This is a genomic window from Serratia sp. CC22-02 (assembly GCF_900182895.1).
Classification (GTDB): domain Bacteria; phylum Pseudomonadota; class Gammaproteobacteria; order Enterobacterales; family Enterobacteriaceae; genus Serratia; species Serratia nevei.
Window position 1 is genome coordinate 1 of the sequence record NZ_FXUD01000018.1, and the last position, 25,315, is coordinate 25,315.

The window sequence follows — 25,315 nt, forward strand, 5'->3', positions numbered from 1 at the left end:
TGGCTGAACCTGGAGCCGTTCGTGAACCTGGCGTACGTGAACTTCGAGAACAACGGCATCGCGGAAAGCGGCGGCGCGGCGGCCTTGCGCGGCGACAAGCAGCACACGGATGCGACGGTGTCGACGCTGGGCCTGCGTGCGGATACCGCCTGGCAGGTGAGCGCGGGCACGACGGTGGCGCTGCGCAGCGAGCTGGGGTGGCAACACCAGTACGGCGGGCTGGAGCGAGGCACCGGGCTGCGGTTCAACGGCGGTAACGCGCCGTTCGTGGTGGACAGCGTGCCGGTCTCGCGCGACGGGATGGTGCTGAAGGCGGGGGCGGAAGTGGCGGTGAACGAAAACGCCACTCTGTCGCTGGGCTACGGCGGGCTGCTGTCGCAGCACCACCAGGACAACAGCGTCAACGCCGGCTTCACCTGGCGCTTCTGACCTTCAACGGCGATCTCAAGGACAACGGAGCCGGCATGCCGGCTCCGTTTTTATTTGCGGCGGCGGGGTGAGTCCGTATGATGGCGCGGCGCCAGGGGCAATAAAAAACCGGGACCCTGACGGATCCCGGCTCAAAAGTGGGTAAAACAGATTAGCGCTAAAGGCTCAAGCCCCGTTTTGCTTGTGCAGTCCGAGCGATGTGCTCATCGTCTCAGTAGCGGCAACGGAACAAATTTTCCCTGGTGTTACTATGGTTATTATTAAAAAACGTGCTGGTGTTATTTTTTATAGTGTATTGCTGTATGTCTCTTTTGATACCATGTTTGACGATGCAACATGGTATGTCAAGCAACGTTTTTAACGCATAATTGCATGAGATGCTAGTTTTAGATGTGGCTTTTTCAGCGGAAATAATCAAAACGACTGATAAATCAGTAAAAAAAATCGAAGGAACAAATGGATAACAATCACCAAAAATTCGATTCACAGTCGATTGCCAATCGGGTCAGGGAGCTGTTTTTACATTACGGGATTGGAAAACGTCAGCATGCCCGAGAGCTCAGCCGCATCTTGGATCTGAGTTTTTCACATGCGCACCGCAAACTGAAAGGGCAAAGTCCCTGGACGCTGGAGCAGATCAACAGCGTCGCGGCCGCGCTGGGAGAAACGCCGGCGGCGATCGCCGATTTGAGCGCCGAACACGAGACGCCCGAGCCAAACATGGCGCGCGATGCCATCTTTGTCGTGGCGGGGGTGGCGATACCTTGCGTCGGGCACATCGGCGACGAGCTTGCTGCCGGGCGGCCGGCGGAGTTTGTGGCGCTGCGCGTGGAAGGGCAGTGGCATATCTATCGCGCCGATGAGGCGCCGGCAGGCCCGCGTTACGGCGTCGATCTGATCGAAATCCGGCCCGGCTTCGGTGACGACGAGCGGCTGAGCATCGCGGTATTGGACGATTCGCATCAGGCGGCCGATGAGCTGGCCAAGTACCTCGGCGGCTGCGGTTTCAACGCGGTGGCGTTTTATGACGTCGACAGCTTCTGTCAGGCATTGCAGCAAAGCCTGTTCGACGGCTACGTGGTGGACTGGCTGATCGGTGAGGAAACGGCGGATCGCTGTATCGCCACTATCCGCGCCTCCGACAACCCGGATGCGCCGGTACTGGTGCTGACCGGCGAGCTGGGGACCGACCGACGCGAGTCGGAAATCGCTCAGGCGATGCGCGAGTACGACGTGCTCGGCCCTTATGAAAAGCCGGTGCGGCTCCATGTGATCGAAGCCGCACTGCAACGCTGTTTTAATCTTTAGCGGGGAACACCTCGGCCAGCGCGCTCGACAGCGCATCCAGCCGGACCGGCTTCATCAGGTAGTTGTCGAACAGGGCGCGCTGGTCCGCCGTCAGCTGCTCCGGCGTGTAGGCGCTGATGCCGATGATCGGCACATGGCGGTTGGGGCCGCGACGGTTGCGCAGCTGCCTGGCCAGGGCGGCCCCGTCGATGCCCGGCATCTGCAGATCCAGCAACAGCGCGTCGTAAGGGCGTCTGAGCAGCTTCTGCAGCGCGCGCTCCGGCGAGTCGCACAGCTCGTGCTGATAGCCCAGCTTGTCCAATAGCGCCGCAAAGGCGTCACCCACCGACTTGTTGTCATCCACCACCAGGACCTGCTGCGGCTTCTGCTGCAGAGAAGCATTGGCGGCGGCGGGCTCGTCGGCACGTTCGTCTTCACTGATCTGCACCGGAATGCTGACGATAAAGGTGCTGCCCTTCTTGATTTCGCTGTACACCGTGATGGTGCCGTCGAGCAACGTCACCAGGCCGTGCACGATCGCCAGCCCCATCCCCACGCCGGCATACTGCTTGGTATGCGACTGATCCAACTGGGTAAAGGGTTTGAAGATCTGATCGAGCTGGTCTTTTTCGATACCGATGCCGGTGTCGGTCACTTCGATGATCAACGAACTGCCGCCCGGTTGGCGGCGCAGGCAGCTGTGCAGCGTGATGCTGCCGCTTTCGGTGTATTTGTAGGCGTTGGTCAGCAGGTTGACGATAATCTGCCGGATGCGCAGCGGATCGGAGTGCACCAGCAGGTGGCTGCACTCCACCTCGCAGCTGAGTTTGACCTGCTCTTTGCGGGTCAGGGTGGCGATTTCGTTGGCGGTTTCCGCGATCAGCTTCTGCGCGTCGAACGGCACGATGCGCAATTCCATCATGCCGCTGTCGAGGTGCGCATAGTCGGTCAGATCTTTCATCTGGCTTTCGATTTGCTGCGCGGCGGTCTCCAGCCGCTGGAAAGTGTCCGCATGCTCCACCGACACCCGGGTGTTCACCAGTACGTCGATGGCCGACATCACGCTCTGCAACGAGGTGCGCAGCTCGTGGCCGATGGCGCCGAGGAAGGCGTTCTTGGTGCGAGTCGCTTTCTCCGCCTCGATCGCCTTGGCCTGCTGGCGAATGGTCAGCCGCTGCTGGCGGAACACGATCAGGGTGATGGCGATCAGCGCAATCACCGAGAACATGACGATCACCAACCCATAGAAAATAATGTGCCGTTTCTCGATGTAGTCCTCATAGGCGGCGGTGCGCTGCTTCACCTCGGCGTGGTCGGTCAGGTTGGCCATTTCGATGGCGTAAGGCTTGATGGCCTTCATGGCCGCGAAAACCTGGTCGAAGTCGATTTTCGGGCTGTCCAGCAGCTTATCGATGCGATCCATCTGCAGGCGCATCTGTTTGACCACTTCCGGGTAGCCCGGCTCGGCGTACAGCGGCTGGGTCGATTCGGAGACGGTTTCCAGCACGTAAAAGCGCGAATAGAGGATTTCGAACCGCAGCCGCAGATTGTCGTTGTCGACCTGCGGAGCGTGGCTCTGCTGCTCGACGAAGGTGTCGAATTCCGCCAGCTTGATGGAGAACTTGGCGATCGACCACGAGTAGTTCTCCTGCGTGCCGGCGATGGCATACAGCCCTTTCTTCGACAGGGTGGCGCTGTAGTAATAGAGCGTGACGGTCGACGCCACCAGAAACAGCGCGGCGAAGATCGCCGGGATCGCCAGCCTGCTGCCGTTCTTAAAGGTCGTCAGCTTCATTTGATCACGATCCTGTCGACTTGCCAGATAAAGCGCGAGTTGTACAACGGCGAGTTCAGTTCAGGCCCGGCGGCGTCGCGCGGGTAAACCAGGAACAGCGGGCCGAAGTTTCTGAGCTTCAGCATTTCCCCGTCCATCTTGTAGGCCAGGATCATGTTGTACTTTTTGACGTCGGACAGCGGCACGTCGATGTAATAATCGTTCAGCGCGTAGAAGGTCAGCGTCTCGCCCTTGGCGCCGACGCGCTCCAGGATATCGGCTACCGAAATTCCTTCGAATTTTCTCTGCGGCGTCCAGGACGTGGAGGTGGTGATGCTGCGCACCGGCATCGCCAACAGCTGCTTATCGGTGAACAGATAGCTTTTGTTGACCGGGTCGGTCACGTTGTCGATCTTGCCCGCCACTTCCAGGGTAAAGCTGAGCGCGCTGCTCTGGGCGATAATCAGGGCCACGCAGGCCATCGCAAGGGTTTTGCATAGTTTGAACAGCATCGGTGTTCTCCAGAGGCGCGGGGAGGTTGTATCAGTCCCGCTAATTTATCAGGCAGAATAATGGCAGAAAAAGCAGGCGGGTGCGAAGGGAATAGTAAACCGCACAAAAAGAACAGGCCGGTGTTTACCGGCCTGAGAATGGGCTAACCGCAGCGGTTAGCGCATGGTAACGAACTCTTCCGCCGCGGTCGGGTGGATCGCCACGGTGTTGTCGAAGTCCTTCTTGGTGGCGCCCATCTTCACCGCTACCGCGAAGCCCTGCAGGATTTCATCCATGCCGAAGCCGATGCCGTGCAGGCCGACGATCTTCTCTTCTTTACCCGCGCACACCAGCTTCATGCGGCACGGCTGACGGTGCTGCGTCACGGCGCTGTACATGGCGGTGAAGGAGGATTTGTATACCTTCACGTTGTCCGCCCCGAACTTCTCGATGGCTTCCGGCTCGGTCAGGCCGACGGTGCCGATCGGCGGGTGGCTGAACACCACGGTGGCGATGTTGCTGTAATCCAGGTGCTCGTCCGGCTTGTTGTTGAACAGGCGCTCGGACAGGCGGCGGCCGGCGGCCACGGCGACCGGGGTCAGCTCTACCGCGCCGGTGTTGTCGCCCACCGCGTAGATGCCTTTGACGTTGGTATTCTGGAACTTATCGACGTCAATATAGCCTTGCTCGTTGGTCTTCACCCCGGTAACGCCGAGGTTCAGGTTGTCGGTCGCCGGTTCGCGGCCGATGGCCCAGATCAGGCAGTCGACGGTGAATGCCTTGCCGTTTTCCAGCTGCAGCGTCAGGCTGCCGTCGGCGTTCTTGACGATCGCTTTCGGCACCGATTCGGTGTGCAGGCTCGGCCCTTCGGTGTTCATCACTTCCACCAGGGTTTCGACGATCATCGGATCGAAGCTGCGCAGCGGCGCGTGCTTGCGCACGAACAGGTGCGTTTCCGCGCCCAGCGCGTTCAGCACGCCGGCGATCTCTACGGCGATATAGCCGGCGCCGACTACGGCGACGCGCTTCGGCATGGCGTCCAGCTCAAAGAAGCCGTCGGAGTCGATGCCGTATTCCGCACCCGGAATCGCCGGGTGGCTCGGGCGGCCGCCGGTGGCGATCAGGATGTGGTCGGCGGTGATGGTCTCGCCGTTCACTTCCACGGTGTGCGCATCCACGAAGCGCGCGAAGCCTTTGATCACGTCGACCTTGTTCTTGCCCAGCACGTTGTCGTAGGAGTTGTGGATGCGGTCGATATAGGCGGTGCGGTTGGCGACCAGCTTCTTCCAGTCGAAGGCGTTGACGGTGGTGTCGAAGCCGTAGTCCGGGCCGTACTGATGGATGGCCTCGGCGATCTGCGCCGCGTGCCACATGACTTTTTTCGGTACACAACCCACGTTTACACAGGTGCCGCCCAGCTCTTTGGCTTCAATCAGCGCACACTTTTGGCCGTACATGGCTGCCCGGTTGATCGATGCGATACCGCCGCTGCCGCCGCCAATTGCTAGATAATCGTAATGTTTCGTCATCTGGGATTTCCATGAGTTGTGAATTTGAAGAGGGTAAGAGTTTAACGCCTGACCGGGGTTTGTCGCAAAGATTGCGTCGATGGCTGCGATAGGTGGACGCAGGGCGCGGCGAACCGCGCCCTGCCGGGGATTATTCCGGTACCACCCAGTTCACCAGATGGTGGCCGATGCCCGACGGCACCAGCACCTTGTGCAGCCACGGCAGCACGTTTTTCATCTGCTGTTCCAGCTTCCACGGCGGGTTGATGACGATCATGCCGGAGGCGGTCATGCCGCGCTGATCGCTGTCGGGTTTCACCGCCAGTTCGATCTGCAGAATGCGGCGAATGCCGGTGGCTTCCAGATCGCGCAGCATGCGTTTGATCTGCTGGCGCATCACCACCGGGTACCACAGCGCGTAAGTGCCGGTGGCGAAACGCTTGTAGCCTTCCTGAATGCCTTTGACCACGTCCTGGTAATCGGTCTTCATTTCATACGGCGGGTCCATCAGGATCAGGCCGCGGCGCGACAGGGGCGGCAGCTGGGATTTCAGCTGCTGATAGCCGTCGGCGCGCTGCACTTTGGCGCGTTCGTCTTTCTGGAACTCGCTGCGCAGCAGCGGGTAGTCGCTCGGGTGCAGCTCGGTCAGGTGAATTTTGTCCTGCGGGCGCAGCAGCTGGCGGGCGATCAGCGGCGAGCCGGGATAGTAGCGCAGCGTGCCGGAACGGTTGAAGTTGTGCACCACGCTCATGTAGGCCGCCAGCTCTTCCGGCAGATCGTCGCGCTGCCACAGCAAGCCGATGCCTTCCAGGTATTCGCCGGTGCGCTCGGCGTGTTCGCCGCTGAGCTGATAACGGCCTGCGCCCGAGTGGGTATCCAGATACAGGAATGGCTTCTCTTTTTCCTTCAGCGACTCGATGATCAGGCTCTGAACGGTGTGTTTGAGCACGTCGGCGTGGTTGCCGGCGTGGAAACTGTGGCGATAACTTAACATGACGGGTGGCGATTCCTTGTGCTCCGCAGACGGAGCATTCAATGCAATAAGGCTTATAATCTGCACAGTATAAACTGTCTGGCCGGGAAAAACTGGACTCCGTTGCCGCAGACGTTCACAGAAAGGGACAGGACGATGAGCAAACAGGCGATTTTGGCGAACTACCCCGACGCGGCGCGCTGGGCGTTCGGCGACGGCCCCGAGTTGGCCGACGAACTGCTGCAGTTGGTGCTGAGCGGGGAAAAGACCGCCACCTGCAGCTCCTATGCGAGCTATCGCCGGGAGCAAATGCCGATGATCGGCGACGATAACATTATTCTCGACGGCCGCGGCGAACCGGCCTGCGTGATCAAAACCCTGGCGTTGCGCCTGGTGCGCTACGACCAGGTGACCGCCGAGATGGCGGCCAAAGAGGGTGAAGGCGACAAAAGTCTGGCGTTTTGGCGCGAGGGGCATCAGGCGTTCTTTACCCGCGAGGGCACCTTTGCGCCGGACATGTGGCTGGTGTTCGAAGAGTTTGCGTTGGTGGAGATTTTATAGCGGCCCCAGCGCGGCCACCACCTGCTCGCGCAGCCAGCTGTGGGCCGGGTCGAGATGGGAGCGTTCATGCCATACCATCACCATGTCGTAACCCGGCATCTCCAGCGGAGCCGCGCAGGTGCGCAATTCCCCCAACAGTTCCCCCAGCATGCGCGAAGGCAGCATGGCGACCATATCGGACTTCGCCAGCAACGCGGGAATAAACAGGAAGTGCGGCACCGACATTACGACCCGTCGGGTTAGCCCCTGTGCGGCCAGCAGCGTATCGATCTGGGTACGAAAACCGCCGCCATCTTGCGAAACCATCACAAACTCAAGCTGGCAGAACTGTTCGAGTGAGGGCGGCCGTTGCAACAGCGGGTGATCCCGGCGGCCGACCAGCAGGTAGTTCTCGTGAAACAGCGGCCGATGGCGCAGCTCCGCCGGCGCTTCTTCCCGGCTCAGAAAACCGAGATCGATCACCCCGTCCGCCAAATCGCGGCTCATGCGTTTGGGCGCCGCTTCGCGGATCGCCAGACGGGATTTCGGCGCCGCCAGCCGCAGACGGGGCAGCATCGGCAGCAAAATTGCGTATTCAGCGGCATCGGCGGCGGCCAGCTGCCAGGTGACTTCCGCCTGCCGCGGATCAAAGGGCTGCTCCGGCGCGACCAAGCGGCCCACATCGGCCAGCGTTTGGCGCAGCGGTGCCAACAGGCCGAGCGCGCGCGCCGTCGGCAGCATGCCGCGCGGGTTCGGCAGCAGCAGCGGGTCACGGTAGATCTCACGCAGCTTGGCAAGCTGAATGCTGACCGAAGGCTGGCTGAGATTGAGGCGCGCCGCCGCCCGCGTCACGCTGCGCTCGCTGAGCAACGCTTCCAATGTGACCAAAAGATTGAGATCGAGCCGCTTTAAATTGTTGATAACTATTCCCCGAATTAAATCTATCAATTTCAACTATAGCGCCGATCTCCCTACCGTGGAACGGACGCCGGAACAGACCGGTGAAACCGCAACGGAGAGGGGGACGATGATGAAATTGAGCGAATACGTGAGCTACGATGCGCTGGGATTGGCCGAATTGGTGCGGCGTGGCGAGGTCAGCGCAGCGGCGCTGCAACAGGCGGCGCGGGCCGCCGTCGAGGCGGTGAACCCGGCGATTAACGCGGTGGTGGAACACTGGGAGCAGCCGCCGGAACAAGACGACGGGCCTTTGTCGGGCGTGCCTTTCCTGATCAAGGACATCGCCATCAGCATGGCAGGCAAGCGCGTTGAGCTGGGCAGCCGGTTGGCGCAGGGCAGCGTCGCCGCTGCCGACAGCCATCTGATGAGTAATATCCGCCGGGCCGGGCTGGTGACCTTTGGCCGCACCAGCACGCCGGAAATGGCGTTCAGCACCACCACCGAGGCCGTGCTTTACGGTGCCACGCGCAACCCCTGGAACCTGGATTTCAGCGCCGGTGGATCCAGCGGTGGCGCCGGTGCGGCGGTTGCCGCCGGTATGGTGCCCATCGCTCACGCCACCGACGCCGCCGGCTCGATTCGCGTACCGGCTTCGTCAAACGGGGTATTTGGTCTCAAGCCTACGCGCGGTCGGGTGCCGCATGGCCCGGTGATGGATGAGGTCTTCAACGGCTTTGGCGTCCAGCTGGGGCTCAGCCGCACGGTGCGTGACAGCGCCGCGTTGCTGGATGCGATGCAGCGTCCTCACGTTGGCGAGCCGTATTACACGGCGCCGCCGGCGCACAGCTGGTTATCGCAGGTGACGCGGCAACCGGGCAGGCTGCGCATCGGCATGATGATCGAGGCGTGGAACGGCGGAAAAACCGAGTCGAACATCGCCGGCGCCACGGCGGAAACGGCGGTGTTATTGGCGGCGTTGGGGCATCAGGTCAGCGAAACGGAAATGGCGATCGGCGTCAGTTGGCAAGAGTTGGTGTTCGCCAATGCGCAAATCTGGTGCGCCAATCTGGTCGGCTGGGTCGATGGTCTGAGCCAAGCGAGCGGACGGGCTATTTCAAGCGAAACGCTGGAGCCGGAAACGCTGGCCTGCTATCGCTACGGCCAGGCGGCCAGGGCGGTGGATATGGTGCGTGCGCTCGAGGTACGCAACCGGGTGACTCGCGCAGTCGGCGCCTATTTCCAGCAATACGACCTGCTGCTGACGCCGACGCTACCCGACCTGCCCTGGCGGCTTGGCCGTTATGGCGCGAATGCGGCGAATATGGACGGGCTGGAATGGACGGCGCATTTGTTCGATCATTCACCGTTCACCCCGGTATTTAACGTCGCCGGCGTACCGGCGATGTCGGTGCCGCTGGCCCAGGATGCGCAGCACAACCTGCCGATAGGCATGCAGTTTGTCGCCGGTTTTGGCCGTGAGGATCGGTTGTTGCAGCTGGCCGGACAGCTGGAACGCGCCGCGCCCTGGCATGGGCGGCGTCCGGCGATTTGGGCGGGGAATGCCGTTTAATAGCGGTAAAAAAGCAAAATATCCGCTATGTTGCCGAGAGGTGTTTGATGGCGGGCCGTCGGCTCGACGCTGCACCCTGGAGGCGATATGAGCTGCATTTTTTGCGACATCGCGGCGGGCAAGGCGCCGTGCCATAAAATCTGGGAAGACGACGACCATCTGGCGTTCCTGTCCATCTTTCCCAACACCGACGGTTTCAGCGTGGTGATCCCCAAGGCCCACCACCCGAGCTACGTCTTTGACCTGCCGGACGAGGTGTTGAGCGCGCTGATGCTGGCGACCAAGCGGGTGGCGAAGCAGCTGGACCGCGCGTTCGACGACGTCGGCCGCTGCGGCATGGTGTTCGAGGGCTACGGCGTCGACCATGTGCACGCCAAACTGATCCCGCTGCACGGCACCGCGTCGCTGGATCAGTGGCGGCCGATCGAATCGACCTCGCCGAAGTTTTTCGAACGTTACGAGGGCTATATCTCCTCCCACGACGCCGCGCGCGCCGACGACGAACAGCTGGCGGCGCTGGCCGCCCGCATCCGCCAAAGCGCCGTTTAAGGCACGAACGATCAACGCCGGGCATTGATTTTCCTGTTGTCTGGCTCCATGTTAGAGATTCATACGCATTTTAAGGCTCGCCCCCGCGGCGGGCCCCAACGCTAATCAGGACTGCCCTATGACAAATCCGTTGCTGACCCCGTTTTCCCTGCCGCCGTTCTCGGCGATCCGCCCTGAAGATATCGTGCCTGCGGTGCAATCCGCGCTGGCGGACTGCCGCGCCGCGGTAGAGCGCGTGGTTGCGCAGCCGGGGCCGTTCACCTGGGATAATCTGTGTCAGCCGCTGGCGGAGTCGGACGATCGCCTGTCGCGCATCTGGTCGCCGATCGGGCACCTGAACTCGGTGAAAAACAGCCCGGAGCTGCGCGCCGCCTATGAGCAGGCGCTGCCGCTGCTGTCTGAATACGGCACCTGGGTTGGCCAGCACGAAGGGCTGTACCAGGCCTACCGCAGCCTGAAAGAGGGTGCGGCGTTCGAGGCGCTGAGCGTGCCGCAGCGCAAGGCGGTGGACAACGCGCTGCGCGATTTCGAACTGTCGGGCATCGGCCTGTCGGCGGATAAACAGCAGCGCTACGGCGAGATCGTCGCGCGCCTGTCCGAACTGGGGTCTACCTACAGCAACAACGTGCTCGACGCCACCATGGGCTGGAGCAAACTGATTACCGACGAAGCCGAGCTGAGCGGCCTGCCGGAGAGCGCCCTGGCGCAGGCACAGGCGATGGCGCAGGCCAAAGAGCAGGACGGCTGGCTGCTGACGCTGGACATGCCGAGCTACCTGCCGGTGTTGACCTACGCCGACAACCGCGCGCTGCGCGAAGAGATGTACCGCGCCTTCGCCACCCGCGCCTCCGATCAGGGGCCGAACGCCGGCAAATGGGACAACAGCGAAGTGATGGCGGAAACGCTGGCGCTGCGCCACGAGCTGGCTCAGCTGCTGGGCTTCGATACCTACGCCGACAAGTCGCTGGCGACCAAAATGGCGGAGAGCCCGGAGCAGGTGATCGGCTTCCTGAGCGATCTGGCCAAGCGCGCCCGCCCGCAGGCCGAGCAGGAGCTGGCGCAGCTGCGCGCCTTCGCCAAACAGCACTATGGCGTGGACGAGCTCGAAGCCTGGGACATCACCTATTACGGCGAAAAACAGAAGCAGCACCTGTTCTCCATCAGCGACGAGCAGCTGCGCCCGTACTTCCCGGAGCAGCGGGTGGTGGAAGGGCTGTTCGAAGTGGTGAAACGCATTTACGGCATCACCGCCAAAGAGCGTAAAGACGTGGAGACCTGGCATCCGGACGTGCGCTTCTTCGACCTGTTCGACGCTAACGGCGAGCTGCGCGGCAGCTTCTACCTCGATCTGTACGCCCGCGAAAACAAACGCGGCGGCGCCTGGATGGACGACTGCGTCGGCAGCCTGCGCAAGGCCGACGGCACGCTGCAAAAACCGGTCGCTTACCTGACCTGCAACTTCAACCGCCCGCTGGGCGACCAGCCGGCGCTGTTCACCCATAACGAAGTGACCACGCTGTTCCACGAGTTCGGCCACGGTCTGCACCACATGCTGACGCAGATCGATACCGCCGGCGTCTCCGGCATCAACGGGGTGCCGTGGGATGCGGTCGAACTGCCGAGCCAGTTTATGGAAAACTGGTGCTGGGAGCCGGAAGCGCTGGCGTTTATCTCGGGCCACTACCAGAGCGGCGAGCCGCTGCCGAAGGCCATGCTCGACAAGCTGCTGGCGGCCAAGAATTACCAGGCGGCGCTGTTCATCCTGCGCCAGCTGGAGTTCGGCCTGTTCGATTTCCGCATGCACTTCGAATACAGCCCGGAAAAAGGCGCGCAGATCCTGCCGACGTTGGCGGAAGTGAAGAAAATGGTGGCGGTGGTGCCTTCGCCAAGCTGGGGCCGCTTCCCGCACGCCTTCAGCCACATCTTCGCCGGCGGCTATGCGGCGGGTTACTACAGCTACCTGTGGGCGGAAGTGCTGTCGGCCGACGCCTACTCGCGCTTCGAAGAAGAGGGGATTTTCAACGCCGAAACCGGCAAATCCTTCCTCGACAACATCCTGTCGCGCGGCGGGTCGGAAGAGCCGATGGCGCTGTTCAAACGCTTCCGTGGCCGCGAGCCGCAGCTGGATGCTATGCTGCGCCATTACGGCATTAAAGGATAACCCGACACGTGAGCGTGTGTTTATTGTGTGAAGCAGGCGCCGATCCCGGCGCCTTGTCTGTTTTGGCGCAGCGCTGGCAGCTGGTGTCCGACGACGACGCGCCGATGGCGCTGGTACTGACCCCGCAGCGGCTGGAGCTGCGCAAGCGCGACGAGCCGAAACTCGGCGGGATCTACGTCGATTTCGTCTCCGGCGCCATGGCGCACCGGCGCCGCTTCGGCGGCGGCCGCGGCGAGGCGGTGGCCAAAGCGGTCGGCATCAAGGGCAGCTATCTGCCGGACGTGGTGGACGCTACCGCCGGGCTGGGGCGCGACGCCTTCGTGCTGGCGGCGCTGGGCTGCCGGGTACGGATGCTGGAGCGCAATCCGGTGGTGGCGGCGTTGCTGGACAACGGCCTGCAGCGCGGCTATCAGGATGCGGAAATCGGCCCGTGGCTGCGCGAGCGCCTGACGCTGCTGCACGCCTCCAGCCTGACGGCGCTGGCGGATCTCAGCCCGCGCCCCGAGGTGGTGTATCTCGATCCGATGTTCCCGCACAAGCAAAAAAGCGCGCTGGTGAAGAAAGAGATGCGGGTGTTTCAATCGCTGGTGGGCAGCGACGATGACGCCGACGGCCTGCTGGAGCCGGCGCGCCGCCTGGCGACCAAGCGCGTGGTGGTGAAACGTCCGGACTACGCGCCGCCGCTGGCCGACGTGCCGGCGCACGCCGCCACGCTGACCAAAAGCCACCGTTTCGATATCTACATGCCGCTGTAATGTCTGCCGGGCCCGCGGTGTCGGGCCCTCAGTTTTCCTCCCGCAAACTTTTCCCCACGCCGCCGCCCGGATGCACCGCCAGCAAGGCCTCCTTGTCGTAACCGCTGCGCGCCATCAGGCAGGCGCAGGCGGCGTCGAAGATCGCCAGCACCAGCACAATTGAGGTGGTGGCCAGCATGTTCAGCGGATCTATCTCCTTTTGCACCCCGGTGGCGATCGTCAGCTGCGCCGCCTGCGCGATGGCGGAATGCGGGTTTTCCGTCACCGCGATCAGCGTCACACCCTTGGCCTGCAGCGTTGGCAGCAGGCGGGTCAGCTCGTCGGAATTGCCGCCGCGCGAGATCAGGATCAGCAGATCGTCGGCGCGCAGAAAACCCAGATCGCCGTGCGCCGCGCCGGTGGCGTCGAGGTAGACCGCCGGCCGTTCCACGCAGGCCAGCATGTGGGCTATCTTGCGCGCCGCAATCCCCGAGGTGCCGACGCCGGTGACGGCGATTTTACCGCGGCAGTCGGCCAGCAGCGCCAGCAGCCGCTGCCAGGTGCGCGCGTCGAGGCGCTCGCCCAGCTGCGCCAGCTCCTGGCTGTAGGTTTGCCAACCCTGCACGGCCTGCCGCCATTCCTGCTGCATCACGCCTCCTCCTGCATCAACCGGCGGTATTTCATGTGGTCGTTGTACAGCTCGTGGAATACCCGGTATTTGCGGTCGTAGTAGCTTTTTATCTGGTTGGTCTGCGGCGTGACCGTCTTGCCGATGCGGCTCATGGCGCTCATCGCCTCCGGCAGGGTGTCGAACACGCCCGCTGCCACGGTGCCCATCATGGCGCCGCCCAGCAGCATCGCTTCGCTCTCCTCCGGCAGCAGCATGGCGCAGCCGGTGGCGTTGGCGTGCTCCTGCACGAAGATCGGGTTCTTGGTGCCGCCGCCGCTGGCCATGATGGTGTCGATGCTGTAGCCGCTGTGGTTCATGGTTTCGATGATGTGGCGGGTGCCGAGCGCGATGGCCTGAATGGTGGCCAGGTAGTGCAGCGCCATGTCCTCCGGCGTGCGCGACAGCTTCAGCCCGGTCAGGATGCCGGTCAGCGTCGGGTTGGCGCGCGGCGAGCGGTTGCCGTGGAAGTACGGCAGCATATGGATGTCCTGCGTCAGGAAGGCGATATTCTCCGGCTCGCCGGCCATGCGGCGCAGAATGGCGTTCAGCACTTCATAGATGGTCTGTCCCTGGGTTTTCGCCTGCGCCAGCAGCTCCGGGTAGCACGGGTGCGACTGGATGACGTGGTCGATCAGCGCGCCGGTGGCGGACTGGCCGCCCTCGTTCAGCCAGTATTCCGGCAGGATCGCCGAGTAATACGGCCCCCAGACGCCGCCGATAAAGCGCGCGGTGCGCGACATCGCCATGTGGCCGGTGGAGGTGCCGCCGATCAGCGCGACGCGGCGGTTGAAGTCGGCCACCTCGCCGGAGACTCCGGTGGCGCCCAGCGTGCCGAGGGTGCCGGCGTGGGCGTCGATGATCGACACGCTCACCGCCGTGCCGGCGATCAGCCCCATCTCGCTGGCGGCGCGCTGGGTCAGGCCGTGGCCCAGCGGCTCGCCCATCATTTTGACGTCGCTGCCGATCTTGGCCGCGTCATGTTCCAGCACGTCTTCCAGCCCGATCTGCTGGAAGTAGCTCTTGTCCCAGCGCTGCTCGTGGCCGAGATAGGTCCACTTGCACACCGTCGAGCACAGCGAACGGGTGGCGTCCTGGGTGGCGCGCCAGGTGAGGAAGTCCGGCAGATCGAACAGGTAACCGGCGTTGGCCCAGGTGGTGGGCATGTGCTGTTTCAGCCACAGCAGTTTCGGCGTCTGCATCTCCGGCGAAATGATGCCGCCGACGAAGTCCAGCACCCGGTGTTTGGTGGCGTTGATGCGCTCGGCCTGGGCGATCGCCCGGTGATCCATCCACACGATGATGTTCTGTTCGGTGCGGCCGGAGGGGCTGACGGTCAGCGGCTTGCCCTCTTTATCCAGCACCACCAGCGAACAGGTGGCGTCGAAGCCCAGCCCCTTGACCTGAATCGGGTTGATGTCGGCCTGGTTGACCGCGTCGCGCACCGCATTGCACACCGCCTGCCAGATGTTATCCGACGACTGCTCAACGAAATCCGCCTTCGGCCGGTACAGATCGATGGCCCGGCTGGCCTGACCGACCATGTGGCCATTGAGATCGAATACGCCCGCGCGCGCGCTTCCGGTGCCCACATCTACGCCAATAAAATAGCTCGCCATTATTTTCTCCTCAGGCTTTTCGATTCTGTAACGCGATAAACAGGATCAGCACGCCGCCCCACAGGGCCATGGTCAGGTAGCTGCTGACCCCCAGCAGATTGAGGCCGCTTTCCAACATTTGCAGCACGATCAGCGCCAGCACCAGCCCCAGAATACGGCCGAAACCGCCGTCCGGGTTAATGCCGCCCAGCACCGAGGCCAGAATGGTCACCAGCAGATAAGATTCGCCGTAGCCGGCCTTGGCCGAGTTGAACTTGGCCATCATCAGCAGGGCGGCGCCCCAGCCGAGCAGCGCCGACAGGATATACACCGCGATCTGCACCCGTGCGGTGTTCACGCCGCTGAAGCGGGTGGCCTGTTCGTTAGAGCCGATCAGGTACAGGCTGCGGCCCAGCGTGGTGTGCTCCAGCAGCAGCCACAGCCCGGCCGCCACCAGCAGGAACAGGATCAGCGCCACTGGCACGCCGAGCACGGCGCCGTTGCCGAGAAATTGAATCGCCGCCGGGAAGCCGGAGATCACCGCGCCGTTGGACAGCAGGATATTCAGGCCGGTGATCAGCGTCATGGTGCCGAGCGAGGCGAGGATTGGCGAGACGCCGATCCAGGCCACCAGCGCGCCGTTCAGCGCGCCGATCGCCACCGCTACCAGCAGGCCGGCCAGCAGCGCCAGCGCCAGGAACAGCGGCTGGTCGGGATGGCTGACGATGATCGCCGCCATCACCAGCGAACAGGCGTTGGCGCCGGCGATGATCGACAGGTTGATGCCGCCGGTCAGCATGGTGATACCCATGCCGAGCGCCAGCAGGCCGAGGATCGGCAGCTGCGAGGCGATCGACTGGAAGTTGCCGAGGCTGAAGAAGCGCGATCCGAGCAGCCCGGCGAAGAGCAGCGCCACCGCGATGATGATCGCGCCCTGCAGGCGAATGATCCGATCGCTTGGGATCAACCGAGTTAACTGCGTCATGTCAGATCTCCTTGAGCAGCTTGCGTTTTTCGTTCCAGGCGGTGGTGCTGATGCTGATCAAAATGATCGCGCCGCTGAATACCTGGTGCCAATAGGCCGAGACGCTGAGCAGCGTCAGCCCGTTTTGCAGGAAGGCCAGCAGCACCACGCCGAGCAGGGTGCCGGTCAACGAGCCGCGGCCGCCGCTCATGCTGGTGCCGCCCAGCACCACCGCCGCCAATACCGTCAGCTCGAAGCCAAGCAGCGAGTTGGGGGCTACCGACTGGGTGATCTGCGCCTGCACTACCGCCGCGACGCCGGCCAGAATGCCCATGTAGCCGTAGACGCAAAAATGCAGCCGCAGCAGGTTCAACCCCAGGCGCGACGCCGCGTCGCGGTTGCCGCCCATGGCGTAGATCTGGCGCCCCAGCCGGGTGCGGTTCATCAGCACGCCGGTGACGACGATGGTCCCCAGCAGGCACAGCAGCGGCAGCGTCAGGCCGTAGTCGTAGCCGTCGGCGCCCTGGAACGAGAACCAGTTGATGCCGTTCATGAACCAGTCCGGGAAGCCGTACAGCCAGGTGCCGTTAGTGGCGTACACCAGCAGGCCGTAGAACAGGTTAAGGGTGGCGATGGTGATGATGATCGCCGGCACTTTCAGCCAGTACACCAGGAAACCGTTCACCAGCCCGAGCAGCAGGCCGACGCCAATCGCCAGGGCGAACGCCAGCGGAAAGCTGCCGCCGTGCTGGATCACCCAGCTGGCCATCACATACTGGGCGATGGCGGTGACCGCCGGGAACGAAATGTCGATGCCGCCGGCGATCAGCACCACGAACAGCCCGCAGGCCAGGATGCCGAGAATGGCGTAGCTGGTGGCGACGTCGGTCAGGTTGCCGAGCGTCAGGAATTCGTCGGTGCCGGCGCTCAGGCCGATCGCCAGCAGCAGCACCAACAGGCCGAGATAAAACTCGTGCCGCCCGGCCAGGCGGGCCAATAATGACTTATCCATTCACCACCTCGGCGATCTGTTGCTCGGTACTCTGGTGCGGCGCGAATTCGGCGATCAGTTCGCCCTTGCGCATCACCATCACCCGATGGCTGTTGTAATAGGCTTCCGGGATCTCGTCGCAGATCATCAGCACCGCCATGCCCAGCTGCGCCAGATCGCGGGCGATCTGGTAGATCCCCTCTTTGTTGGCGATGTCCACGCCGACGGTGGGCGAGTCGAGGATCAGGATCTTCGGCTGGGTCGCCACCCATTTGGCGATGGCGATGCGCTGGGCGTTGCCGCCGGACAGGGTTTTCACCGGCAACGCGCTGTCGGACACCTTGATGTTCAGATCGCGGATCAGCCGGTTGACCAGCTCGGTCGCCTTGGCGTGATCCAACAGCCCGAGCGAGGTATGCAGCCGATCGAAGACGGTGACGATGGTGTTGTCGTAGATCGATTGTTCCATGATCAACCCCTGCGTCAGGCGATCCTCCGACACATAGCCGATGCCGTGGCGCACCGCTTCGCGGTTGTTGTGCAGCTGCACCGCCTGGCCCTCGATGCGGATCTCGCCGCTGTCCGGCCGCGTCATGCCGAACAGGCTGAGGCACAGTTCGGTGCGGCCGGCGCCGAGCAGGCCGACGATCGAGACGATCTCGCCGCCGCGCAGCGCCAGATTGACGTTGCGGTATTTCTCGCCGCGGCTGAGGTTGCGCACCTCGAGCAGCGGTGCCTGTTCGGCCGGCGGCAGCGGCGGCAGCGGGCTGTAGTGGAAGCGTTGGCCGGTCATCAGGAACGCCAGTTCATGGCTGTCCAGTTCGCTGGCCGGCCAGGTGCCCACCAGCTTGCCGTCGCGCATCACGCTGATACGATCGGCGACTTCCATTACTTCATCCAATCTGTGGCTGACGAATACCACGCAGATGCCGGCCGCCTTCAGCTCGTTGACCACCCGCAGCAGGCCGTCGACCTCCTGGCGGGTCAGCGAGGCGGTTGGTTCGTCCATGATAACCAACCGCGCCTCGGCGGCGATGGCGCGGCAAATCGCCACCAGTTGCCGATCGGCGATCGACAGTTTTTCCACCTTTTTATCGGGGTCGATGCGTATGCCGACCCGCGCCATGGCGTCGAGCGCCGTCTGGCGCATCACCCGCTTGCGCACCCAGAAGCGGCCGCCGGGCAGGTAACGGTGAATGGCGATGTTCTCCGCCACCGTCAGGTTGGGGAACAGCGACAGGTCCTGGTAGATCACCTGTATGCCGTAATAACCGGACAGCTGCGGCGTCAGGGCGTGGAAGAGTTTGCCTTCCAGCGAAATGTTGGCGCCTTTTTCCGGCTGATAAACGCCGGAGATGATTTTAATGATGGTGCTTTTGCCGCAGCCGTTTTGCCCGGCCAGGCAGTGCACTTCGCCTTTATTCAGCGTCAGGTTGATCTGGTCTAATGCCAGCACGCCTGGGAATCGCTTGCTGATATTCTCCAGGGTGATAAATGCGGGGGAGGCTGTCATAACGTTAACCTGTGCTTGCGTAGCGGCCGAAGCCCTGGGCGCAGCAATGCTGCGCCCCTACGAGGGTTTAACTACTTTCCCGGTGTGGCGAAATTACGCGAAAAATCAGAATCCAAGCGATTGGGCGTTGTCTTTGGTCACTTCCAAAATCTTATTAAACCGAATCACTTTGTGTTCCATATCGACGTCAGCCTTGCCGAGGCCCTCGATCGACAGGTCTTTGTTCACTTCCTTGCCCTGCAGCAGCTGGTCGGCCACCGTCACCAGCGCATAACCGGCGTCTTTCGGATCCCACAGCAGCGCTTTCTTGATGTCGCCGCGCGTCAGGTAAGGGGCGGCCTGCGCCGGCATGGCGATGCCCACCACCGCGATTTTGTCCTTGGCGCGTTTCTTGGCCACCGCCTGGCCGGCGCCGATCGGGCCGAGCGAGCCGAAGCCGATGATGCCCTTCATCTGCGGATAGGTTTTCATCAGATCCAGCGTGGTGGCGTAGGATTTGTCGATGCTTTCCGCCACCGGCAGGCGCGAGGTGACTTCAAACATGTCCGGGTATTTTTCTTTCTGGTATTTGATGGCGGAGTCGGCCCAGGCGTTGTGCAGCGGCACGGTCAGCGAGCCGACGTAGATCGCATAGCCGCCTTTGCCGCCCATGTCTTTCGCCAGCTCATCGACGTTGGCCTGCGCGTATTTCTCGCTGTCGATGGTCTCGATGTCCCACTGGCCGATCTGCTGGTCCGGGGATTCATGGGTCAGCACCACGATGCCTTTGTCGCGCGCTTTTTTCAGCACCGGCTCCAGCACCTTGGCGTCGTTCGGCACCACGATGATGGCGTTGACGTTCTTGGCGATCAGATCCTCAATCACCTTGACCTGCGCGGCCGGATCCGGCGTAGAAGGGCCGGTCTGGTAGGCGTTGACGTCGAGTTTTTTCGCCGCTTCGTTGACGCCCACTTCCATGCGGTTGAACCACGGAATGCCGGTCACTTTAGCGACCACGGCAATCTCATACTTATCAGCGGCGAACACAGGTGTTGTCGATAACATGCACGCAGAAACCACACATGCATTTAATAATGCGAGGTTAAATTTCATTAGCTGTACCTTTTTTTATCTGTAGGGGTGGCGGTTTTTCCACCGCTGCAGATTACAAAGGAATGGAAGAGGGGGCGTAGCTGAAGTTAATGAAATGTGATCTGTGCACATTTAAGTAAAATAATGGCGTATTTAGTGTTAAATAAATGTTTAATTATTTGGTGGTGGTAAATTTACTACCGATTAATAAGCAATAAAAAACCTTTTATTAACTTTTATTTAACGTATTGGCATCATTTGGATGGAGGGAAAGCATAAAAAAATGCCGGCGCAGAGGCCGGCATTGAAGCATTTAATCGATGTGTGAACAAGATCACCTTTAAGGCGGATTACAGCACGCCCTGCGCCAGCATGGCGTCCGCGACCTTGACGAAACCGGCGATATTCGCGCCGTGCACGTAGTGGGTTTGCTTGCCTTCGCCGCCGTATTCCACGCAGGCGTGGTGAATATCGGCCATGATATGTTGTAAACGTACATCCACTTTCTCTGCCCGCCAGCCGATGCGCGCGGCGTTTTGCGCCATCTCCAGCCCCGAGGTGGCGACGCCGCCGGCGTTGGCCGCCTTGCCCGGCGCGAACAGCACGCCGGCGTCGAGGAAGGCGTCGGTGGCCTGGATGGTGGTCGGCATGTTGGCGCCTTCCGCCACCGCCTTCACCCCGTTGCGGATCAGCGTCTGCGCCGCCTCGAGATCCAGTTCGTTCTGGGTGGCGCACGGCAGGGCGATATCCACCGGCACGTTCCACGGCTGCTGGCCCGCCAGATACGTCAGGCCGCGTTCGCGGGCGTAGTCCGCCACCCGGCCGTAGCGTTGGTTTTTGATCTCCGCCAGGTGCGCCAGCTTCTCAGTGGTGAAGCCGTCTTCGTCCACCAGGGTGCCGCCGGAATCCGACACGGTGATCACGCGCGCGTCCAGCTCCAGCGCTTTCTCGATGGTGTACTGCGCCACGTTGCCGGAGCCGGACACCGCCACCCGCATGCCCTCAAAGCCCAGGCCGTGGCGCTGCAGCATGGCGTCGGTGAAGTAAACCAGGCCATAGCCGGTCGCCTCGGGGCGGATCAGGCTGCCGCCGAAGGAGAGGCCCTTGCCGGTAAATACGCAGGCGGTATTGTTGGACAGTTTTTTCATCATGCCGGCCATAAAGCCGACTTCGCGGCCGCCGACGCCGATATCGCCGGCCGGCACGTCGGTGTCCGGGCCCAGATGGCGATATAGCTCGGTCATCAACGCCTGGCAGAAGCGCATGATCTCGCCCTGGCTTTTGCCCTTCGGATCGAAATCGGAGCCGCCTTTGCCGCCGCCCATCGGCAGGGTGGTCAACGCGTTCTTGAAGGTCTGCTCAAAACCGAGGAACTTCAGGATCGACAGGTTCACCGACGGGTGGAAGCGCATGCCGCCCTTGTAGGGACCGATAGCCGAGTTGAATTGTACGCGGAAGGCGCGGTTGACCTGCACCTGGCCGCGATCGTCCACCCAGCTGACGCGGAACTGAATGACGCGCTCGGGCTCCACCAGGCGCTCCAACAGCGCCTGTTCGCGATAGTGCGGGTTGCGTTCGATAAACGGCCACAGCGAGGTGAATACTTCGCGCACCGCCTGCAAATATTCCGGCTGGTGGGGGTTATGGCGTTGTAACGAGGACAGGAAAGACTCTACCGATACGGCATATTCCATGGATAACTCCTTTTCGCATTAAATTTCCCCCGCTATTTCTTATAGATATGGGTATAGGCGATGCCCGGGGGAGGATGTTGTGTCTTTAGCGACTATATCATCGGAGGGCGGTTGATTATCAAGCGATTAATCGGCGTGGCGGCATGAAAAACGCCCGCAGGGCGCGGGCGTTGGGCAGTTAAGTTAGCGAGTGCTTACTTTATTCGTCTTCTTCATCGCGCAGCGGCACGATCAGCATATCGATGTGCACGGTATTGATAAGCTGGCGAGCGGAAGACATCAGCTTGCTCCAGAAGTCCTGGTGGTGGCCGCACAGCACCAGGTCCATGTCGTATTTCTTGATGGCATCGACCAATACCTGCGCCAGATCGCCGCTGCCGCTCAGGGTCTCGGTGATCGGGTAGCCGGCGTTCTGCGACAGCTCGGTCAGCGCCTGATGGGTTTCCTCGGAGATGCGTTTTTGCATGTCGCCGAGATTGACGTCGATAAGGCCGGTATAAAGGTCGGAATAGTTGACATCGACGTGGATCAGAGAAACTTTAGCGTTGTACGGCCGCGCCATCGAGACGGCTTTTTCTACCAGGATCTTGCTTTCCGGGGATAGGTCCACCGCGATCAGTATGTGTTTGTAAGCCATAAGAATACTCCTTCCATAAACATGCCGATTAAAAAGGGTTAGCAGGCGTTCCGTTTACCCGCCTGGCGCTTTTGGTTCCATAGTATCATTCGGATAACGCAATGATATGTTGGGGCGATCACACTGCGCCGCATCGAAAATCTCTCCGCCCGATACCTTTCGTTGTACACCCGCGCGGCGTAAAAGCCTATGAATTATGCGGATGCTGACGGTCTGACCGCTTGAATTATAAGCGTTATTAAACAAAGTATAGCGCTAAATGTGCAATCAGCGCTCCAGATGTGGCTGCAGCAGGCTTTCAAACCACTCATGAAACACCGCCAGGCGGCGCGATCGCTGGCGGCGGTGGGGGTAGATCAGGGCGATCGGCATGGAGGCGGCGCGGTAACCGGGCAGGACTTCAACCAGTTCACCGGCGTCGAGCAGGTGTTGCACGTCGTAGCGCGGGATCTGCATCAGCCCCAGCCCGGCGCGGCAGCAGGCGATATAGCTTTCGGCGTTGTTGACCACCACCCGGCTGGGCAGTTCGAGCCGTTGCGTATGGCCGTCGTCGGCCTGGTATTCCCAGGGGGATTCGCGGCCGGTTTTGGGCGAGGCGTAGCCGATGCTCCAGTGTCCCTCGACGAGATCGCCGGGCTGGCGCGGATGGCCGAATTCGCCCAGGTAAGCGGGGCTGGCGCAGTTGATCAGCGCGATATGGCCGAGCGGGCGCATTACCAGGCTGCTGTCGTGCAGATCGCCGACGCGCACTGCGCAGTCGACCCCTTCCTGCACCAGATCGATGGCGCGATCGGCGGAGCCGAGCACCAGCTGCAGGTGGGGATGGCGCCGCAGCAGGCCGGGCAGCGCAGGCGCGATCAGCCGGCGGGCGATGCGGCTCGGCACGTCGACGCTGAGCCGGCCGGAGGCCTGGCGCTGGCTGGCCTGAAACGACTGATCGATGTCTTCCACCTCGGCCAGCAGCGGGCGCAGCCGCTCGAGCAGCTGTTCGCCGTCGGCGGTCAGCCGCACCTGCCGCGTGGTGCGGTGCAGCAGGCGCACGCCCAGCTGCGTTTCCAGCTGTTGCACGGCGGCGGACACCGAGGCGCGCGGCACCTCCAGCGCATGGGCCGCCCGGATAAAGCTGCCCATTTCCGCCACCTGGACGAATACGCGGTATTGATTGAATCTGTCCATCTCGTTGACCTGCTGTTCCTTGGCGCCGTTTCTGACAGAGAGTGTAGCCGCATGGCGCGGTTGCGCGCGAGCAGGTGCGGGGGCATTTCCGCCCCCGTCGAACTTATTTGGTGGTGTAGCCGCCGTTGATCAGGATGGTTTGGCCGGTTACCCACCAGCCGTCGCTGACCAGGTGGCGGATGAACGGCACCACGTCTTCGATATCGGTCAGGCCGGTTTTGCTGAACGGCGACAGCGCCGCTGCCGTCTTGTGGTAGGCCACGGCGTCCGCGCCCTCCGCCGGGTAGAAGAACGGGGTGTCCATCGGGCCGGGGCCGACCGCCGTCACGGAGATACCGCGTTCGCCAAACTCCTTGGCGGCGGCGCGGGTGAAGTGTTCCACCGGCGCTTTGGTGCCGGCGTAAGCGGCGTAAAACGGCGTGAAGGCGCCGAGCAGCGAGGTGACCAGCGTGCAGATTTTACCGTTGTCGTTGAGGTGCTTGCCCGCCTCTTTCAGGAAGAAGAACGCGGTTTTGGCGTTGACCGCCGTCATCTCGTCGTACTCGGCTTCGCTGATGTCGACCATCGGTTTTTTCAGCACTTTGCCAACGGTATTGATGGCGATATCCGGCTTGCCGACGGCGGCGACCGCATCGGCGAACAGCTTTTCGACCGCGCCCGCGGTGGTGAGATCGGCCTGCAGCGCGACGCCTTGCGCCCCGGCGGCCTGAATGGCGGCGACGGTTTTTTCCGCTTCGGCTTGGGAAGCGGCGCTGTTGTAGTGGATCACCACCGCTTTGGCGCCTTGTTCAGCCAAATCGCGTGCGATCAGCCCGCCGAGGTTTTTGGCGCCGCCGGCGATGAGGACGGTTTTTCCCTTGATTGAATGGTTTGCCATAACAGTTTCCTTGGATGAACGTAACGGAAACCTGAGTCTAGCCAGCGTGGGGGGAAAGATCAGCGGCGTGGAGCGGGATAGACTATCCAGAAAAACCGACCAATCACAGCCGTTAGCCCGCCCCGGCGGAGGGCGTTTCGGCGGGGGGCGGTAAATTTTATCCACTGATCAGGCCAGTTTGCGTTTCATTAACCTACAATGATGGATATGGGCCTCATCATTTCCCCTCTGAGTGGAACCACGCTGTGCAAATCTCTCTGTGCGGTGCGGTAACGTCTCCGGAGGCGGTGGGTTATGGGCGTGGCCCGTGCAGGCAAAAAAGGGGATGAGAGCGGTAAGCTCCAGCAGAGTATCGGGTAATGAGGTAGGGCGGTTGGACCCGGCGGATGGCCGCGGATAACAACGCCTTGAGGGGGCAATCATGATCAGTACCGTCGCGCTGTTTTGGGCCTTATGTGTGGTGTGTGTGGTAAACATGGTGCGGTATTACTCTTCTCTGCGCGCGCTGCTGGTGGTATTGCGCGGCTGTGACCCGCTGCTGTACCAATACGTCGACGGCGGCGGTTTCTTCACCGCCCACGGGCAACCCAGCAAGCAGCTGAGGCTGGTGCGCTATATCTTTGCGCAACGCTATGTCGAGCACCACGATCCGGAGTTTATTCGCCGCTGCGAGCGGGTGCGCGGGCAGTTTATGCTGACCTCGGCCCTGTGCGGTCTGGTGGTCATCAGCCTGATAGCGCTGATGATTTGGTATTAATGCCTTCCTGTTTCCCTTGATGCAGGCAAAAAAAAGGCGGCCTTTCGGCCTAATGCCGATCAGTTAAGGATCACTTGAACGATCCTGTCGCTGTGTAAGAATCCGTAATCTCTCTGAGGTTACGGATTTTTTTATGTTGCTGAGTCAGGCTCTTGATACCGTTCTTAAATTCTCCCCCAAAGAATTCGCTGCGCTTTCCGACTTGCTCTCACCTGAGCTTATCGATGAATGCCTCGCTGATACCGGGATTGTGACGCTCCGAAAGCGCCGTCTTCCCATGGAAATGATGGTCTGGGCCGTGGTCGGTATGTCCCTGTTTCGCTCGCTTTCAATGAACCAGCTTGTTTCCCATCTCGATATCATGCTACCGGGGAGACGTCCTTTTGTAGCGCCCAGCGCCGTAGTACAGGCGCGCCAGCGGCTTGGCGAAGAGGTCGTCAGGCTGGTGTTTGA

At 61.8% G+C, this 25,315-nt stretch carries 24 protein-coding genes; 9 read left to right on the forward strand and 15 right to left on the reverse strand.

What is annotated here, in order from left to right:
- On the forward strand, positions 1 to 429 hold a 429-nt coding region (locus tag QOL81_RS25240), incomplete at its 5' end, for an autotransporter outer membrane beta-barrel domain-containing protein (protein WP_283440132.1).
- 456 nt (positions 430 to 885) lie between these two features.
- Positions 886 to 1,737, forward strand: a complete 852-nt coding sequence (locus tag QOL81_RS25245; protein WP_038873866.1) for a helix-turn-helix domain-containing protein — start codon at positions 886 to 888, stop codon at positions 1,735 to 1,737.
- Here QOL81_RS25245 and QOL81_RS25250 read toward each other — a convergent pair.
- The 4 genes from QOL81_RS25250 to QOL81_RS25265 all read right to left on the reverse strand — a co-directional run bounded on the left by QOL81_RS25250 (position 1,727) and on the right by QOL81_RS25265 (position 6,484).
- Positions 1,727 to 3,511 carry an ATP-binding response regulator gene (locus tag QOL81_RS25250; RefSeq protein ID WP_060441428.1) on the reverse strand — a complete coding sequence of 595 codons (1,785 nt, stop codon included), beginning with the start codon at positions 3,509 to 3,511 and terminating at the stop codon, positions 1,727 to 1,729. The genes QOL81_RS25245 and QOL81_RS25250 overlap by 11 nt on opposite strands.
- Positions 3,508 to 4,002: a putative pterin-binding protein gene (locus tag QOL81_RS25255; protein WP_033636391.1), complete on the reverse strand. Its 495-nt coding sequence runs from the start codon at positions 4,000 to 4,002 to the stop codon at positions 3,508 to 3,510. The genes QOL81_RS25250 and QOL81_RS25255 overlap by 4 nt, the downstream gene beginning before the upstream one ends.
- Before the next feature lie 156 nt (positions 4,003 to 4,158).
- Complete coding sequence (gene gorA / locus QOL81_RS25260) at positions 4,159 to 5,511, reverse strand: glutathione-disulfide reductase (RefSeq protein ID WP_025304617.1); 1,353 nt, start codon at positions 5,509 to 5,511, stop codon at positions 4,159 to 4,161.
- A 130-nt stretch (positions 5,512 to 5,641) separates the two neighbouring features.
- Complete coding sequence (locus tag QOL81_RS25265; RefSeq protein ID WP_004931012.1) at positions 5,642 to 6,484, reverse strand: 23S rRNA (adenine(2030)-N(6))-methyltransferase RlmJ; 843 nt, start codon at positions 6,482 to 6,484, stop codon at positions 5,642 to 5,644.
- Between the two features lie 135 nt (positions 6,485 to 6,619).
- On the opposite strand from QOL81_RS25265, the gene QOL81_RS25270 reads away from it, so the two are divergent.
- Positions 6,620 to 7,024: an ASCH domain-containing protein gene (locus tag QOL81_RS25270; RefSeq protein WP_283440133.1), complete on the forward strand. Its 405-nt coding sequence runs from the start codon at positions 6,620 to 6,622 to the stop codon at positions 7,022 to 7,024.
- On the opposite strand, the gene QOL81_RS25275 is transcribed toward QOL81_RS25270, so the two are convergent.
- Positions 7,019 to 7,924, reverse strand: a complete 906-nt coding sequence (locus QOL81_RS25275) for a LysR family transcriptional regulator (RefSeq protein WP_033649404.1) — start codon at positions 7,922 to 7,924, stop codon at positions 7,019 to 7,021. The genes QOL81_RS25270 and QOL81_RS25275 overlap by 6 nt on opposite strands.
- Positions 7,925 to 8,030: 106 nt before the next feature.
- Here QOL81_RS25275 and QOL81_RS25280 point away from each other — a divergent pair, with 106 nt between their 5' ends.
- From QOL81_RS25280 to rsmJ, 4 genes are all read left to right on the forward strand, one after another.
- On the forward strand, positions 8,031 to 9,473 hold the full coding sequence (locus QOL81_RS25280; RefSeq protein ID WP_204275990.1) for an amidase: 1,443 nt from the start codon (positions 8,031 to 8,033) through the stop codon (positions 9,471 to 9,473).
- Between the two features lie 87 nt (positions 9,474 to 9,560).
- On the forward strand, positions 9,561 to 10,022 hold the full coding sequence (locus QOL81_RS25285; RefSeq protein ID WP_084827069.1) for an HIT family protein: 462 nt from the start codon (positions 9,561 to 9,563) through the stop codon (positions 10,020 to 10,022).
- Between the two features lie 118 nt (positions 10,023 to 10,140).
- Entirely contained in the window at positions 10,141 to 12,183 is a 2,043-nt protein-coding gene (gene prlC, locus QOL81_RS25290; protein WP_049202892.1) for an oligopeptidase A, read from the forward strand.
- 8 nt (positions 12,184 to 12,191) lie between these two features.
- A complete protein-coding gene (gene rsmJ, locus QOL81_RS25295; protein ID WP_283440134.1) occupies positions 12,192 to 12,938 on the forward strand; it encodes a 16S rRNA (guanine(1516)-N(2))-methyltransferase RsmJ in 747 nt (248 codons plus the stop codon).
- Positions 12,939 to 12,966: 28 nt separating this feature from the next.
- Here rsmJ and QOL81_RS25300 read toward each other — a convergent pair whose 3' ends face one another.
- The 10 genes from QOL81_RS25300 to QOL81_RS25345 all read right to left on the reverse strand — a co-directional run bounded on the left by QOL81_RS25300 (position 12,967) and on the right by QOL81_RS25345 (position 24,105).
- The gene (locus tag QOL81_RS25300) at positions 12,967 to 13,566 is read right to left on the reverse strand and encodes a KpsF/GutQ family sugar-phosphate isomerase (RefSeq protein ID WP_060424423.1); all 600 of its coding nucleotides are present in this window, start codon (positions 13,564 to 13,566) and stop codon (positions 12,967 to 12,969) included.
- Positions 13,566 to 15,203: an FGGY-family carbohydrate kinase gene (locus QOL81_RS25305; RefSeq protein WP_087762443.1), complete on the reverse strand. Its 1,638-nt coding sequence runs from the start codon at positions 15,201 to 15,203 to the stop codon at positions 13,566 to 13,568. The genes QOL81_RS25300 and QOL81_RS25305 overlap by 1 nt, the downstream gene beginning before the upstream one ends.
- 10 nt (positions 15,204 to 15,213) lie before the next feature.
- A complete protein-coding gene (locus tag QOL81_RS25310) occupies positions 15,214 to 16,167 on the reverse strand; it encodes an ABC transporter permease (protein WP_060424425.1) in 954 nt (317 codons plus the stop codon).
- Between the two features lies 1 nt (position 16,168).
- The gene (locus QOL81_RS25315) at positions 16,169 to 17,158 is read right to left on the reverse strand and encodes an ABC transporter permease (RefSeq protein WP_047729644.1); all 990 of its coding nucleotides are present in this window, start codon (positions 17,156 to 17,158) and stop codon (positions 16,169 to 16,171) included.
- A complete protein-coding gene (locus tag QOL81_RS25320; RefSeq protein WP_060441425.1) occupies positions 17,151 to 18,650 on the reverse strand; it encodes a sugar ABC transporter ATP-binding protein in 1,500 nt (499 codons plus the stop codon). The genes QOL81_RS25315 and QOL81_RS25320 overlap by 8 nt, the downstream gene beginning before the upstream one ends.
- Positions 18,651 to 18,755: 105 nt before the next feature.
- Positions 18,756 to 19,742 carry an autoinducer 2 ABC transporter substrate-binding protein gene (locus tag QOL81_RS25325; RefSeq protein ID WP_213873535.1) on the reverse strand — a complete coding sequence of 329 codons (987 nt, stop codon included), beginning with the start codon at positions 19,740 to 19,742 and terminating at the stop codon, positions 18,756 to 18,758.
- Between the two features lie 329 nt (positions 19,743 to 20,071).
- Positions 20,072 to 21,415, reverse strand: a complete 1,344-nt coding sequence (gene gdhA, locus QOL81_RS25330; protein ID WP_060441424.1) for an NADP-specific glutamate dehydrogenase — start codon at positions 21,413 to 21,415, stop codon at positions 20,072 to 20,074.
- 199 nt (positions 21,416 to 21,614) lie between these two features.
- Positions 21,615 to 22,052, reverse strand: a complete 438-nt coding sequence (uspA, locus tag QOL81_RS25335; protein ID WP_004930988.1) for a universal stress protein UspA — start codon at positions 22,050 to 22,052, stop codon at positions 21,615 to 21,617.
- Between the two features lie 267 nt (positions 22,053 to 22,319).
- Positions 22,320 to 23,228 (reverse strand): LysR family transcriptional regulator, encoded by a 909-nt coding sequence (locus QOL81_RS25340; RefSeq protein WP_084827072.1) that lies wholly within the window; start codon positions 23,226 to 23,228, stop codon positions 22,320 to 22,322.
- A 103-nt stretch (positions 23,229 to 23,331) separates the two neighbouring features.
- On the reverse strand, positions 23,332 to 24,105 hold the full coding sequence (locus QOL81_RS25345; RefSeq protein WP_049202881.1) for an SDR family oxidoreductase: 774 nt from the start codon (positions 24,103 to 24,105) through the stop codon (positions 23,332 to 23,334).
- 421 nt (positions 24,106 to 24,526) lie between these two features.
- On the opposite strand from QOL81_RS25345, the gene uspB reads away from it, so the two are divergent.
- Both uspB and QOL81_RS25355 read left to right on the forward strand, forming a co-directional pair.
- On the forward strand, positions 24,527 to 24,862 hold the full coding sequence (gene uspB, locus QOL81_RS25350; RefSeq protein WP_016930435.1) for a universal stress protein UspB: 336 nt from the start codon (positions 24,527 to 24,529) through the stop codon (positions 24,860 to 24,862).
- 133 nt (positions 24,863 to 24,995) lie between these two features.
- The coding region (locus QOL81_RS25355) for a transposase domain-containing protein (protein WP_283440135.1) at positions 24,996 to 25,315 on the forward strand (320 nt) is incomplete at its 3' end.